16 protein-coding genes and 1 other RNA gene are annotated in these 13188 nt (G+C 60.9%); 3 read left to right on the top strand and 14 right to left on the bottom strand.

Annotation, left to right across the window (positions count from 1 at the left end; all coding sequences use genetic code 11):
* Positions 1-44: 44 nt before the first annotated feature.
* Positions 45-398: a YraN family protein gene (locus ACJ8IP_RS17785; protein ID WP_089192279.1), complete on the bottom strand. Its 354-nt coding sequence runs from the start codon at positions 396-398 to the stop codon at positions 45-47.
* Complete coding sequence (locus ACJ8IP_RS17780; RefSeq protein ID WP_033651260.1) at positions 395-2434, bottom strand: penicillin-binding protein activator; 2040 nt, start codon at positions 2432-2434, stop codon at positions 395-397. The genes ACJ8IP_RS17785 and ACJ8IP_RS17780 overlap by 4 nt, the downstream gene beginning before the upstream one ends.
* A 62-nt stretch (positions 2435-2496) precedes the next feature.
* Here ACJ8IP_RS17780 and rsmI point away from each other — a divergent pair, with 62 nt between their 5' ends.
* Together rsmI and rnpB are read left to right on the top strand one after the other, a co-directional pair.
* The gene (rsmI, locus tag ACJ8IP_RS17775) at positions 2497-3360 is read left to right on the top strand and encodes a 16S rRNA (cytidine(1402)-2'-O)-methyltransferase (protein ID WP_004937108.1); all 864 of its coding nucleotides are present in this window, start codon (positions 2497-2499) and stop codon (positions 3358-3360) included.
* Positions 3361-3401: 41 nt separating this feature from the next.
* An RNA gene (gene rnpB / locus ACJ8IP_RS17770) (RNase P RNA component class A) lies at positions 3402-3779 on the top strand.
* A 57-nt stretch (positions 3780-3836) separates the two neighbouring features.
* Here rnpB and ACJ8IP_RS17765 read toward each other — a convergent pair.
* Entirely contained in the window at positions 3837-4538 is a 702-nt protein-coding gene (locus tag ACJ8IP_RS17765; RefSeq protein WP_033651261.1) for a pirin family protein, read from the bottom strand.
* A gap of 107 nt (positions 4539-4645) precedes the next feature.
* On the opposite strand from ACJ8IP_RS17765, the gene ACJ8IP_RS17760 reads away from it, so the two are divergent.
* Complete coding sequence (locus tag ACJ8IP_RS17760; protein ID WP_025304355.1) at positions 4646-5542, top strand: LysR family transcriptional regulator; 897 nt, start codon at positions 4646-4648, stop codon at positions 5540-5542.
* A gap of 51 nt (positions 5543-5593) precedes the next feature.
* On the opposite strand, the gene ACJ8IP_RS17755 is transcribed toward ACJ8IP_RS17760, so the two are convergent.
* The 11 genes from ACJ8IP_RS17755 to ACJ8IP_RS17705 all read right to left on the bottom strand — a co-directional run bounded on the left by ACJ8IP_RS17755 (position 5594) and on the right by ACJ8IP_RS17705 (position 13127).
* A complete protein-coding gene (locus tag ACJ8IP_RS17755) occupies positions 5594-6580 on the bottom strand; it encodes a glutathione S-transferase family protein (protein ID WP_033651262.1) in 987 nt (328 codons plus the stop codon).
* Positions 6581-6651: 71 nt separating this feature from the next.
* Positions 6652-7047: a DoxX family protein gene (locus ACJ8IP_RS17750; RefSeq protein WP_033644519.1), complete on the bottom strand. Its 396-nt coding sequence runs from the start codon at positions 7045-7047 to the stop codon at positions 6652-6654.
* 295 nt (positions 7048-7342) lie between these two features.
* Entirely contained in the window at positions 7343-7630 is a 288-nt protein-coding gene (locus ACJ8IP_RS17745) for a YqjK-like family protein (RefSeq protein WP_033644520.1), read from the bottom strand.
* Positions 7627-8028 carry a phage holin family protein gene (locus ACJ8IP_RS17740; protein WP_164106524.1) on the bottom strand — a complete coding sequence of 134 codons (402 nt, stop codon included), beginning with the start codon at positions 8026-8028 and terminating at the stop codon, positions 7627-7629. Before ACJ8IP_RS17740 ends, ACJ8IP_RS17745 begins: the two co-directional genes overlap by 4 nt.
* 2 nt (positions 8029-8030) lie before the next feature.
* Positions 8031-8336: a DUF883 family protein gene (locus ACJ8IP_RS17735; RefSeq protein ID WP_004937125.1), complete on the bottom strand. Its 306-nt coding sequence runs from the start codon at positions 8334-8336 to the stop codon at positions 8031-8033.
* A 164-nt stretch (positions 8337-8500) separates the two neighbouring features.
* On the bottom strand, positions 8501-8872 hold the full coding sequence (locus ACJ8IP_RS17730; protein WP_033644521.1) for a DUF1090 domain-containing protein: 372 nt from the start codon (positions 8870-8872) through the stop codon (positions 8501-8503).
* 240 nt (positions 8873-9112) lie between these two features.
* Positions 9113-9487 carry an EnvZ/OmpR regulon moderator MzrA gene (mzrA, locus tag ACJ8IP_RS17725; RefSeq protein ID WP_071845111.1) on the bottom strand — a complete coding sequence of 125 codons (375 nt, stop codon included), beginning with the start codon at positions 9485-9487 and terminating at the stop codon, positions 9113-9115.
* Positions 9484-10164: a DedA family protein gene (locus ACJ8IP_RS17720; protein WP_033644523.1), complete on the bottom strand. Its 681-nt coding sequence runs from the start codon at positions 10162-10164 to the stop codon at positions 9484-9486. Before ACJ8IP_RS17720 ends, mzrA begins: the two co-directional genes overlap by 4 nt.
* Before the next feature lie 136 nt (positions 10165-10300).
* On the bottom strand, positions 10301-10747 hold the full coding sequence (locus tag ACJ8IP_RS17715) for a hypothetical protein (protein WP_033644524.1): 447 nt from the start codon (positions 10745-10747) through the stop codon (positions 10301-10303).
* A gap of 186 nt (positions 10748-10933) precedes the next feature.
* On the bottom strand, positions 10934-11710 hold the full coding sequence (gene exuR, locus ACJ8IP_RS17710; RefSeq protein ID WP_163966422.1) for a transcriptional regulator ExuR: 777 nt from the start codon (positions 11708-11710) through the stop codon (positions 10934-10936).
* A 118-nt stretch (positions 11711-11828) separates the two neighbouring features.
* On the bottom strand, positions 11829-13127 hold the full coding sequence (locus ACJ8IP_RS17705) for an MFS transporter (RefSeq protein WP_072626935.1): 1299 nt from the start codon (positions 13125-13127) through the stop codon (positions 11829-11831).
* Positions 13128-13188 lie beyond the last annotated feature (61 nt).

Raw genomic sequence — 13188 nt, 5'->3', positions numbered from 1 at the left:
TAATCCACTAAGTCAAAGGGCCGGTCTGCGCCGCAAAACCCCAATTAATCCGCATTGAAGGCGTTGGGTATCCATTCTAACTGGCTACCGGTAATGGCCAAAACATCAAAACGGCAAGATGATGTGTCAAAACTGGCGCCGCGCCCCGCCAGCCAGACGGCGGCGGCGTGCAGCAACCGCTGTTGTTTGCGAGAGGTAACGCTGGCGGCCGCGCCGCCGAAGGCGTCGTTGCGGCGGTAGCGCACTTCGACGAACACCCAGGTGGCGCCGTCGCGCATGATGAGGTCGAGCTCACCGCCGCGCACCGCAACGTTGGCGGCGCAGAAGGTGAGCCCGGCGCGTTCCAGATGACGGCGGGCCAGTAACTCATAGCCCGCCCCGGCGGCGCGTGGGTTCAAGAGACCGGCACGACCGTACCCTGACGATATTGCAGCCAAGGCAGCTTGCGGTTGATCACGCAGTTCGGCGACGCGCTCAGCGTGCCGGTGGTGCCGGAAACCTGGAAGCCCGGCAGCTGGCGCATTTCAGCAAAGTGGTTGGCCAATGTCCAGGCATCCATCCCCATCGCATACAGGCGCACCAGCGAGTAATCGTTGCGGAAACGTGCGCTGGCCTGCTGCAACAGCTGAGGGTTTGAGCCCGCCAGCAGAGGGATATCGCTGAACTGCAGACCTTCCATTTCCAGACGGAAGTCCGGGCCGGCGCCGGCCTGGTAGCTGCGCGAGCTGGCGTACATCGCCGGTTTGCCGCGCGAGCTGGTGGCCATGTCGATCATCGGTTTGATCAGCGTCAGTTGGGACTGGGTAGCGACGATATACACCGCGTCGACGCTGCCGCCGGTAGCGGCGGGTACGTCGCTCGGCGGCGCCGGAATGGTCAGCCCGGCGATGGTCACGCTCTGCGGCGCCGGGGCGCTCGACATCGGAGTGCCGGTCATGCGGATGCCGCCGCTGTTCACCATCTGGCGCAGTTCACCGGCGGAGCCGATGTCCTGACGCAGCACGGTTTGTCCACCTTGCTTCTGCCATTCCTGGTTAAAGGCCTTGGCGACGCGATCGCCGAAGGCGCCGCGCGGCACCAGCAGCAGCGGTTGACGCTTCTGTTGTTCCCAGATGTGGCGGGCGGCGTCGCGCGCTTCATCTTCCGGCGACAGGGCGAAGTAACAGATGTTCAGATTGTCCTTCGGCGTTTCGGGCTGGTTGAGCGCCAGCACGTTCAGCGTGGTGGTGCTGGCGGACAGCTGATCGACGTTCTCTTTCAGCAGCGGCCCGACCACCAGAGTGGCGCCATCCTGCTGCGCCTGGCTCAGCAAGGCGGCCAGCGGCTGGCTGGTGGTGTCGTACACTTTGACCTGCGCATTAGCGGCCTGCAGCGGCGTTATCGGCGCGCTGGACGGCGTAGCGGGTTGCGCGGCGGTCACGGCCGGCTGGCTCTCTTGCGCCGAAGGGCTGACCGCGCCGTTGGCGTTGATGTCACCGGCAGCGGCCTGATCGGCCGGCGCCGTTTGGGCCGGCGCGCCGGCCGGTTGCGCGGCTTGAGGCTGCGGCGCCGGCAGGGAACCGCCGTTTTTCGCCGCTTCGAACCCTTGCTGGATGGCGTCGGCGAACACTTTCGCCTGGCCGTTCAACGGTAGCAGCAGGGCGATTTTCGAGGTGGAGGCCTGGGTGAAGTTCAGCACCTGATTCAGGCGAGCCGGCAGCGTTTTGGCCGCCGGGTTCTTCGGATAACGGTTCTGCCAGTCTTTGATGCCGGCCTTCAGCAGATCGGGATCCTGCTTGTTGTCCTGATAGACGCGCAGCAGATCCAGCCAGCCTTGCAGCACGTTCTCGTCGGCGTTGATCACCAGGCTGTTCATCTCCTGCGGCGTCAGCTGCAGCAGGGCCTGCCAGGTTTGATCCAGATTGTCCTGGTGCGCCTTGCCGGTCAGCAACGGCTCCTGAGCGATATAGGCGCGGATCAGCGGCAGCGATGCTTTGCCCTGGTTGGCGGCGATCTGCGCCTGGTAGTAGCGCACCTTTTGATTCGGCGACAGCGCACCGCTGTCCAGGTGGCCCAGCGTGCTGCGGGCGCTGACGTAGCTCTTGTTGGCGATCTGCAGTTCGGCGGTCAGCAACTGGCGTTCGGTCTGCTGTGCGCCGCTGAGGTTTTTCGGCAGCTGATTCAACTGGTCGCCGGCCTGCGGCAGTTTTCCTTCACGCAGCAAGGCGCGAATAGCAAGTAATTGCCAGTCAGCCTTGTTATCATCGCTGCTTTGCTGCAACTGCTGCAGGTAGTAATCGGAGCTGGCGCTCGCTTCGTCCTGTATATTGGCGGGCGGCGTTTGCGGGGCCCGACTCGGACAGCCTGCCAGGAAAAGGGCGGCCGCGATGACTGCGGTAAGTCGGACAGGCTTGGAACGCCCTGCTTTGGTACGAACGAATGTTGAGGAAAGCATACTGTATCCAGTGATGTTTTTTTCAAGATGCTCAATATTAAATCGGCAACCCGGATGAAACAATGAATCAACACCAACAATCAGTCATTTCTGCATCAACGCTGTATGTGGTGCCCACCCCAATCGGCAATCTGGGCGATATTACCCACCGCGCGTTAGAGGTACTGAAAAGCGTTGATCTGATCGCGGCGGAAGACACGCGCCATACCGGATTGCTGCTGCAACACTTCGCGATCAACGCGCGTCTGTTCGCGCTGCACGACCACAACGAACAGCAAAAGGCCGATCAGCTGCTGGCGAAACTGCAGGAAGGCCAGAGCATCGCGCTGGTTTCCGACGCCGGCACGCCGCTGATCAACGATCCCGGTTATCACCTGGTGCGCCGCTGCCGCGAGGCCGGCATTCGCGTGGTGCCGCTGCCGGGCGCCTGCGCCGCCACTACCGCGCTGTGCGCCGCGGGCGTCGCTTCCGACCGTTTCTGCTACGAAGGTTTTCTGCCGGCGAAAACCAAGGGGCGCAAGGATACGCTGATGGCGCTGGCGGAGGAACCGCGCACGCTGATTTTCTACGAATCCACTCACCGCCTGTTGGAAAGTCTGCAGGACATGGTCACCGTTTGGGGCCCGCAGCGTTATGTCGTGCTGGCGCGCGAGCTGACCAAAACCTGGGAATCTATCCACGGCGCGCCGGTGGGCGAGCTGCTGGCGTGGGTGCAGGAAGATGAAGTGCGCCGCCGCGGCGAAATGGTGCTGATCGTCGAAGGCCACAAGGCGCAGGAGGATGCGCTGCCGCTTGAGGCGCTGCGCACGCTGGCGCTGCTGCAAAAAGAGTTGCCGTTGAAAAAGGCGGCGGCGCTGGCGGCGGAAATCCACGGCGTGAAGAAAAATGCGCTGTATAAGCACGCGCTGGAGCAACAACAGCCGTAAAGCGGTTGACCTGCCGCCGCCGCGACGCTACTATCCGCGCCGGAGTTGACCAGACAGTCGCCGCTTCATTGCCGTCCTCTTCGGGGAGACAGATGGAGGGGAGGAAAGTCCGGGCTCCATAGGGCAGGGTGCCAGGTAACGCCTGGGAGGCGCAAGCCTACGACTAGTGCAACAGAGAGCAAACCGCCGATGGCCCGCGCAAGCGGGATCAGGTAAGGGTGAAAGGGTGCGGTAAGAGCGCACCGCGCGGCTGGCAACAGTTCGTGGCACGGTAAACTCCACCCGGAGCAAGGCCAAATAGGGGTTCACATGGTACGGCCCGTACTGAACCCGGGTAGGCTGCTTGAGCCAGTGAGCGATTGCTGGCCTAGAGGAATGACTGTCCACGACAGAACCCGGCTTACCGGTCAACTCCCTCGACAAAAGAAAACCCCGCGCAACGTGAGTTGCGCGGGGTTTTTCGTTTTCCGGCCGGCTTACACCGGCAGATCAATCAGCAGCGCGCGCAGCGGCGTCTCGGCGCGGATCGTCAGGCGGTTCTCCTCGCGCACGAAGGCGCCGTCGCCGCAGGTCAGGCGTTGTTCCTCGTGGCGCTCGCCGGTGGCGGCGATGGTGCCGTGTATCGACTGCAGATAAGCGCGCGGCCCGTTAATCGTCAGCGTTTGTTCTTCGCCCGGCTGCAGATCGAGATGATGGATCCAGACCTGTTGACGCAGCTGCAGGCTGCCCTGCGCGCCGTCCGGCGAAGCCAACAGCAGGCTGCCCGCCGCCGGCAGCGCCAGGCGCTGCACCCGTTCGTTGCTGCGTTCCGGGCAGGCGTCCAGCCACAGCTGCAGGCGGGTGAGCGGCGTATCACTGCTGACGTTCTGCTCGCTGTAGCTCAGGCCCGGGTGGGTGGCCAACAGCAACGCTTCGCCGGCTTTAACGCGCGTGGTGTTGCCGTCGCTGTCGCGGTATTCCGCCTCGCCCTGCAGGATCAGGTTCAGGATATCCACGTTGGGATAGGTGCGCGGCTGGAACGACGCGCCCGGCGCCAGCACCTCCTGATTCAGCACCCGCAGCGACGCGTAGCCCATCAGTTTGGGATCGAAGTAGTGACCAAAGGAAAAGGTGTAGCGAGCCTGCAGCCAACCAAAGTCAGCTTGCCCGCATTGTTGTGCTGTTCTGCATGTAATCATGGCAATCGGCTCTCTAAATTCATTATCCAAATGGTAAGCATCTGGACGTCGGATTGTTAGCCAGTTAATCTGGTCGGCATATTCAAATTTCCTGACAGAGGGATGCGATGGCCAGAGATCGGGCGCTCACGCTTGAGGCACTAAGGGTGATGGATGCAATCGACCGGCGCGGCAGTTTCGCCGCGGCCGCCGACGAATTGGGCCGGGTGCCGTCGGCACTCAGCTACACCATGCAAAAATTGGAAGAAGAATTGGATGTGGTGCTGTTCGACCGTTCGGGCCACCGCACCAAGTTCACCAACGTGGGGCGCATGTTGCTGGAACGCGGTCGGGTGCTGCTGGAGGCGGCCGATAAGCTGACTACCGACGCCGAAGCGTTGGCGCGCGGTTGGGAAACTCACCTGACTATCGTCAGTGAAGCGCTGTCGCCACCGAGCCTGCTGTTCCCGCTGGTTGACAAGCTGGCGCTGAAGGCCAACACCCAGGTGTCCATTTTCACCGAGGTGCTGGCGGGCGCCTGGGAGCGGCTGGAGCAGGGGCGTGCTGACATCGTGATCGCGCCGGACATGCATTTCCGCGCGTCGTCGGAGATCAACACCCGCAAACTGTATAAGGTGATGAGCGTTTATGTCGCCGCGCCGGATCACCCGATCCACCTGGAGCCGGAGCCGCTTTCCGAAGTGACCCGCGTGAAGTACCGCGGCATTGCGGTGGCCGACACCGCCCGTGAGCGCCCGGTATTGACCGTACAGCTGCTGGACAAACAACAGCGCCTGACGGTGAGCACCATTGAAGACAAACGCCTGGCGCTGCTGGCCGGGTTGGGGGTGGCGACCATGCCGTACCCGATGGTGGAAAAAGATATCGAAGCCGGGCGGCTGCGCGTGGTCGGGCCGGAATACAGCCGCGAAGCCGACATCATCATGGCCTGGCGGCGCGACAGCATGGGGGAGGCGAAAGCCTGGTTCCTGCGTGAGATTCCGCGCCTGTTCGCGCAGCGTTAACATCGGTTGGATGACATCCCCTTGCCGGGCGGCAAGGGGATTTTTTTCACCTTAACCGAAGCGCTGGTCGCGGCCGTGCGGCTCGTCCAGATCCTGCGCCGGCCCGATGGAAATGATGCCGTGCGGGTTGATGGTGGCGTGGCTGCGGTAGTAGTGGTTGCGAATGTGCGGCAGGCTGACCGTCTCGGCGATGCCCGGCATCTGGTAGATGTCTCGCAGGAAGCCGTACAGATTGAGGTAGTCGCTGATGCGGTGTTTGTCGCACTTGAAGTGGGTGACGTACACCGGATCGAAACGCACCAGCGTGGTCCACAGACGCAGATCGGCTTCGGTCAGCCGATCGCCGGTCAGGTAACGATGCTGCCCCAGGATCTGCTCCAGGCGTTCCAGCGCGTTGAATACCCCGTTGACCGCTTCGTCATAGGCTTCCTGGCTGGTGGCAAAACCGGCCTTGTACACGCCGTTGTTCACTTGATCGTAAATCCAACCGTTCAGCTCATCGATCTTGCCGCGCAGCGCGGTCGGGTAGTAGTCGCCTGCCCGAGCGCCGACGCCGTCAAACGCGCTGTTGAACATGCGGATGATGTCGGCGGACTCGTTGCTGACGATGGTTTGCCGCTGTTTATCCCACAGCACCGGTACGGTCACGCGCCCGCTGTAGTGCGGATCGGCCCGCAGGTAGATCTGGTACAGGAAGTCGGCGTGATACAGCGGATCGCCGGTGGTTTCAGGAAAATCCTGGCCGAAGGTCCAGCCGTTTTCCAGCATCAGCGGGTGCACCACCGAGACCGGAATGATCTGCTCCAGCCCTTTCAGTTTGCGCATCAGCAGCGTGCGATGCGCCCAGGGGCAGGCGAGAGAAACATAAAGGTGATAACGGCCCGCTTCGGCCTGGAAGCCGCCCACGCCGTGTTCGCCCGGCTGACCGTCGGCGGTCACCCAATTGCGAAACTGAGCGGTTGAACGTTTGAAACGGCCGCCGGTAGATTTGGTGTCATACCAGATGTCTTGCCAAACGCCATCGACGAGTTGTCCCATGGGAATCTCCTTGGTGTCCGAGTTAAAAAACGACAGGGCCCGGCATGCCGGGCCCTGAATGACAGTTTAGATTACCATTTCTTGTTCAGAAGACGGTCGATGCTGAAGCCGCCCGGGCCTGCGACCGCCAACACGATGAAGCCGCCGGCGATGGTCAGGTTTTTCATGAACATCAGCTGGTTTACTTCGTTCGCAAAATCAGTGTGGAACAGCAGCGCGGTCAGGATGGTGAAACCGGCGGTGAACAGCGCCACGGTGCGGGTCAGGAAACCGAACAGGATCGCCAGACCGCCGCCAAATTCCAGCAGGATGGTCAGCGGCAGCAAGAAGCCAGGCACGCCCATCGATTGCATGTACTGTTGGGTACCGGCGTAGGCGTCACCCATTTTGCCGTAGCCTGCCACGATAAACAGGATTGGCATCAGAATACGAGCAACCAACAAACCTGTATCTTCTAATTTTTTCATCATCTACTCCAAAGTGTTTTTGTATGCCTGTTCGGCGGAAGCCATGTCAACGAGCGGTATATCAGGACATTCGCCCTGTCCGGCTCGTATCGTATTGATGGAGTGAATGTTAAGCGGGAAGTGCTCAGGTTGTTAGCAAGTAAAACTGTCGTAATTTTTCAAAAAATCTGAATCTTTAGCGTGCTAATAAAATGCCGCCGATCAGCAGGTTGCCCGGCCCCGGGGTTGGACGCGTTGTATCAAGGGAGAAAATGCGGGCAGAGCAACAGGAGGTTTGAAGGAAAGACCAAGCGGCTTACTTGGCGGAAAACGTCTTTTTAAACAGACGGATAGCGCTCCAGGCGCCGAAAGCGCGACGCGACCAGCGGATCATCTTGCTGGGATGGCGGATGCCGTACAGCGCCATGACGCTGGAACCGAGCACCAGATAGCGGCGCAGGCCAAACACCGTTTGCCAGCCGCGGTCGATGCGTTCGGTCTTTTCCAGCCACAGGGACTTGTTTTCGGCCAGATCCAGACGCTGTTGCTGGATCTGCCGAATCAGCCTCTCTTTTTTCCATTCCAGATAGCGGCGGCGGCTCATGGCTCTCGCTCCAGTTCGGCGCGATCGAGCTCCAGTTGCTTGCGCGTGGCGCCCAGCAGCGTGGTGCGACGGGCCTTGACCAGCGTCCAGATGGTGCCGACTACGGCGAGGAACAGCAGCACGCCGGTTGTCGCACCCAGCGCCACCAGCCGATAGACCGGATCGATGACCCAGAAGATCAGGATCAGCAGGCTCATCAAACCGAAGGCGGTGAACAGCAGCGTCATGCCGGCCATGATCAGCAGCTGAATGAGGTTGGCTTTCTCCTCTTCCAGCTCGACTACCGCCAGCCGGACACGGGTTTCCACCATGCCGACCAGGATCGTGATGATGCGCTGACCGATATCCAGGACCCCTTTAGCGGGGCCCTGCGCGCGCACTTGCGGTTGTTCAGCCATGATTAACGACGCGCGAGCAGCACGCCCAACACCACGCCGACCGCCGCGCCGATACCGATACCGGTCCACGGGTTGTCGCGCACATAGTCGTCGGCCTGGCCGGCGATCTGTTTGGTTTGCGAAGCCAGCTTGTCACCGGCGTCGCTCAGGCGAGCGCGAGTCTCTTTCAGCGCGCCCTCCGCCTTCGAGCGCAGCTTCTCCAGCTCGGCTTTCGGCTTGTCGGTGGAGGAGTTCAGCACTTCCTCCAGCGTATCGGCTAAGGACTTCAGTTCAGCGCGTAAGTTTTCTGCATTTGAATCATGTGCCATGTGATTATTCCTTAACGTTTATTTCGACAGACTTTTAACATAGCGGATTTTTTCGCCGGAGCAAAGGGGTGATTACCAGCAGATAACACCAGACATCAATTCCATATGCTTAAGAAATCCCGTGTGATGGGGCTCTCATCGATAAATCCGCTGGTGTAAAAAAATTATTCCGCTTGGGCGCGTTTCAATTCAGCCTGCGCTTCGGCCAGCTTTTGCTGCTTCTTGGCGACCTTGTCCAGCTTGCCGGTTTGTTGCGCTTCTTTCAGCTCTTCCCGGCGCTCGTCCACCTTGCGCTGTTTCTCTGCGATATTTTTCTGGCGTTCGGCCTGCAGGCCGGCTTCGGTGCAGTGGGTCTGCACTTCGCTCAGCGCTTTTTTCAGCCCATCCACGCGGTGGGTGTTGCCGTGCTGAGTCGCGTAGTCGATTTGCTGCTGGATATTTTGCGCTTTGGCGGCGCAGCCGCCCTCAGCGGCCGAGGACAGCGTCGGCAGCGCGCAGAGTGGCAGCAGCAGTAACAGTGAGTGGCGAAATTTCATTTCTCAGTTCCTTTTCATGGGATGCCTGAACAGGCATCCGCTTTCCTGACTGCCGGAGGTGGCAGCGCGAGAGGAGGGCGTTCATCGCCGGCTGAAGTTATCCTTCAGCATAGCCATGAAACCGGCGCGCCCCCAAAGAATCAGCCGAAATTCGGCGCGACTGATTGTTTTTTGAGCTAAATGATGCGAATGAAAATGAAGATAACGGCAATGAAAGGAATCCCCTTCATTTGAAGGGGATTATCCCAGATTGAGTGGGGAGCGCGCAAATTCGCGCACCCAATGCGTTGGCACGGGAGATTCGCTCAGCGCGATGTGATAACCGGGAGGCAGGATGGTTTGCAGCGCTTCGCGCGCCAGCAACTGCTGCTCCGGCGAATCCAGACGGATAACCAAGCCATCGCCTTCCGGCGTGATGCTTTTGATGCGGATACCGCGCTCATCCAGGCGCTGGTAGACATAAAAACCGTCGGGCAGCGACAGCCCTTGCTGGCTGGCGCGAATGCGCAGCTCGCTCTCGGTGCGCACCATGCAGGGCACCAACAGCGTCGCCAGCGCCAGCAGGGCGAGCGCGATCATCAGGACGTATTGCCAGCGCGGGCGCTTTGCTGTCACGCCCCTTTCCCCGGGTTCTGGCCGCTGGCGCGTTTCTTGCGCCACAGCACGATCAGCGAGCCGACCAGGCCGACCACCAGCAACACCAGCGGCAACATCATCAGGCAGAACATCAGCTGGTCTTCATACTTGCGGAATACCGGGGTTTTTCCGAGGGCGAAGCCCAGCGTCGTCAGGATCAAGACCCACAGCAGGCCGCTCATCCAGTTGAAGAACTGGAAGCGTGCGTTGCTCAGGCCGGACAGGCCGGCGATGGTTGGCAGCAGGGTGCGCACGAAGGCCAGGAAGCGGCCGACCAACAGGGCGGAAAGGCCGTGGCGGTGGAACAGGTTATGCGCACGCTGATGGTAATGGGCCGGCAGATGCGAAAGCCAGCCTTGCACCGTTCGCGTATTGCCGAGCCATCGGCCCTGTATGTAACTGACCCAGCACCCCAGGCTGGCGGCGACGGTTAGGATAACGATGGTCAATGGGAAGCCCATGGTGCCTTTGGCGATCAGCACGCCGACCAGGATCAGCAGGCTGTCGCCCGGCAGAAAAGCGGCCGGCAGCAGGCCGTTTTCCAAAAACAGGATCATGAACAGCAGGATGTAGAGGGTCCACACCAACGAAGGGTTCGCCAGCGTCTCAAAATCCTGCTGCCATAAGGCATGTATCAGTTCTTTAATGATGTCCATCCGGTGTTCCTAAAACGTCATTGTTTATTTTTATCTCAGCGGCGGAGCGGGCGTGGGCTGAAAGCGCGCGGCGATCCTGAATGCTGATAACGATGAAACGGCGTTGCTTTAAGGTTTCTAAGCGGTGCGACACCGGTCATAGGTGGTAAGTCAGCGTGCCACGGTACTGCATGTTGCTTTCTTTCCAGCCGGCCTGCCGACTTTGTTGCCTGGAGGCGTCCAGCATCCAGTCGACCTGGGCAAGCCGGTTGGGGGCCGGGGTGTCCTGGCGGGGGAAACGAATTCGGTAGCCCGGCTCTGCGGCCAGGGTATAGACCGGCGCCGGCAGGGAGGACGCGAGCAGCGAACCGGGGAAAGAGTACGCTCTGGGCAGCAGCAGCGGCAACTTGCCGGGCGCTTTGCGGCGCGCTTCGGCCGGCGCCCGATACACATGATCATAGGGGGAAAGCGCCGGCTCCGCCAGCAGTGGCAGGCTGCTCAGCGCGCTGGGGGTGGGCTTGGATGATGCCACGCATAGCTGTTGGCCGGAGACCGAACCGGTCCAGCAGAAAAGAGCAATCAGCATGGCAAACAACCAGCGCATTTATTCGCGTCCCGCCCCCGCAGCAATGGGTAAAAAAGTGGGCTAACTCTACCAAAATAGCACGATTGGCAACAGGGAAATCTACGTTGCCGACGGTGAAATAGTACACGGCAAACGGCGGTTCCGGCATCGATTCAGCGGATTTTACATTACCTGACATAAGCCGACGGTTTTTGACCGCCGTGGCTATTTCGGCTCGTGGCTCACGCCGTCCAGATGCACCACCGGGTTCTCGGCGAACAGATAGCGGTCGGCGTTGTATTCGAAGTCGTCGCTGGTGGCGTTGAACAGCATCTGCTTGGTGTTCTCCAGGTGCTGCCACATGGCCAGTTTGGCGGCGTAAGGATCTTTGCGCATCAGCGCCTTGAGGATCTGATCGTGATCGTCGCACCAGCTGGCGATCGAGCGTTCGTCGATATGCTCGTGCAGTTTCTTCCAGTAAGGGTTGTTGACCCGCTGCACCCACATTTTTTCCACGATGGTGGCCATGGCGGTGTTCTGGGTGGCCAGCGCCACCTGCACGTGGAACTTCAGATCCCACTGCGAGTCGCGGAAACGGTCTTCTTTGCGGGCGTGCTCCTGGATCTCCATCAGTTGCACGATATCCTGCTTGGTCACCTGGGTGGCGGCGAATTCGGCGATGTTGCTTTCTATCAGCTGGCGCGCCTGCAGCAGCTCAAACGGGCCGGCGGTGGCGAACTCGATGCTGTCGCCCGGCACCACCAGGTGCTTTTGCTGGTTGGACACCACGTGGATCCCGGATCCCTTGCGCACGTCCACATAGCCTTCCACTTCCAGCATGATGATCGCCTCGCGCACCACGGTGCGGCTGACATTCATCTCTTCGGCGATGTATCGCTCGGCCGGCAGCTTGTCGCCTACCGGGTAACGGCCGCTTTCGATGCGTTGCTTCAGCTTGGCGGCCAGTTGCTGATACAGGCGTCTGGTTTCAGTGAATTCCATAGTGAATGCTCTATACGGTGCGGTGGGAAGGGGCGCGTGGCCATCGGATTTGTTATACCACTTATTCGGCACCGCTGCCAGAGGAGCAAGGGGCCCGGCGCAGCGGCCGGGCGGGGGATCAGCTGCGCGCCGGGGTGGGCTGCAGCGCGGCCGGCTGCGGGTCGGCGGCCGGGCGGTTTTGCAGCACCGTCCAGATGACGATGGCGCCGAGAATGTCGAAGACCGACAGCGCGGCGAACAGCGGACTGAAGCCGAGGGTGTCTGCCAGGGCGCCGACCACCAGGGCGAACAGCGTGCTGGCGGTCCAGGCCGCCATACCGGTCAGCCCGTTGGCGGTCGCCACCTCATTGCGGCCGAACACGTCGGAAGAGAGGGTGATCAACGCGCCGGACAGCGCCTGATGGGCGAAGCCGCCGACGCACAGCAGCGCGATAGCCGCGTAAGGGCTGGTGAACAGGCCGATCATGCCGGGGCCGATCATCAACACCGCACCCATCGTCACCACCAGCTTGCGCGAGACGATCAGGTTGACCTTGAAATACTTCTGGAACAGCGGCGGCAGATAACCGCCGACGATGCAGCCGAGATCGGCGAACAGCATCGGCATCCAGGCGAACATGGCGATCTCTTTCAGGTTAAAACCGTAGGCCTTGAACATGAACAGCGGGATCCAGGCGTTGAAGGTGCCCCACGCCGGCTCCGCCAGAAAGCGCGGCAGCGCGATGCCCCAGAACTGGCGGTTGCGCACGATCTGCCAGGCGGACATCTTTTTGGCGTTAGAGGTCTGGTGCTGCGCTTCCTGGCCTTCGAGGATGTAACGGCGTTCTTCCTGGCTCAGTTTCTTCTGATCTTTCGGGTGTTTGTAGAACAGCAGCCAGCAGATGGCCCAGATCAGGCTCAGCACGCCGGTGATGATGAACGCCATCTCCCAGCTGTGCGCGACGATGGCCCATACCACCAGCGGCGGGGCGATCATGCCGCCGATCGACGAGCCCACGTTGAAATAGCCGACGGCGATCGAACGCTCTTTGGCCGGAAACCATTCGCTGCTGGCCTTCAGCCCGGCGGGGATCATCGCCGCTTCCGCCATGCCGACCGCACCGCGCGCCAACGCCAGCCCGCCCCAACTGTTGGCCAACGCGGTGCCCATGCAGAACAGCGCCCACAGAATGGCGAACATGGCGTAGCCGACCTTGGTGCCCAGCACGTCCAGCACGTAGCCCGCCACCGGTTGCATCACGGTGTAGCACGCGGAGTAGGCGGCTACGATATAGGAATACTGTTGGGTGGTGATGTGCAGCGTATCTTCCAGCGTCGGCGCCGCCACGGCGATGGCGTTGCGGGTCAGGTAACCCAGCACGGTGCCGATGGTCACCAGTCCAATCATGTACCAGCGTAACCCTTTAATTTTACGCATCCGAAGTGTCTCCCCGTTTGAAGGTGTGGCCGTCGATGCGGCTGGCGAGACAATAACCTGT

The organism is Serratia sp. CY52157 (assembly GCF_052168495.1).
Taxonomy (GTDB): Bacteria; Pseudomonadota; Gammaproteobacteria; order Enterobacterales; family Enterobacteriaceae; genus Serratia; species Serratia ureilytica.
This window is presented reverse-complemented; position numbering and strand designations above follow the sequence as displayed.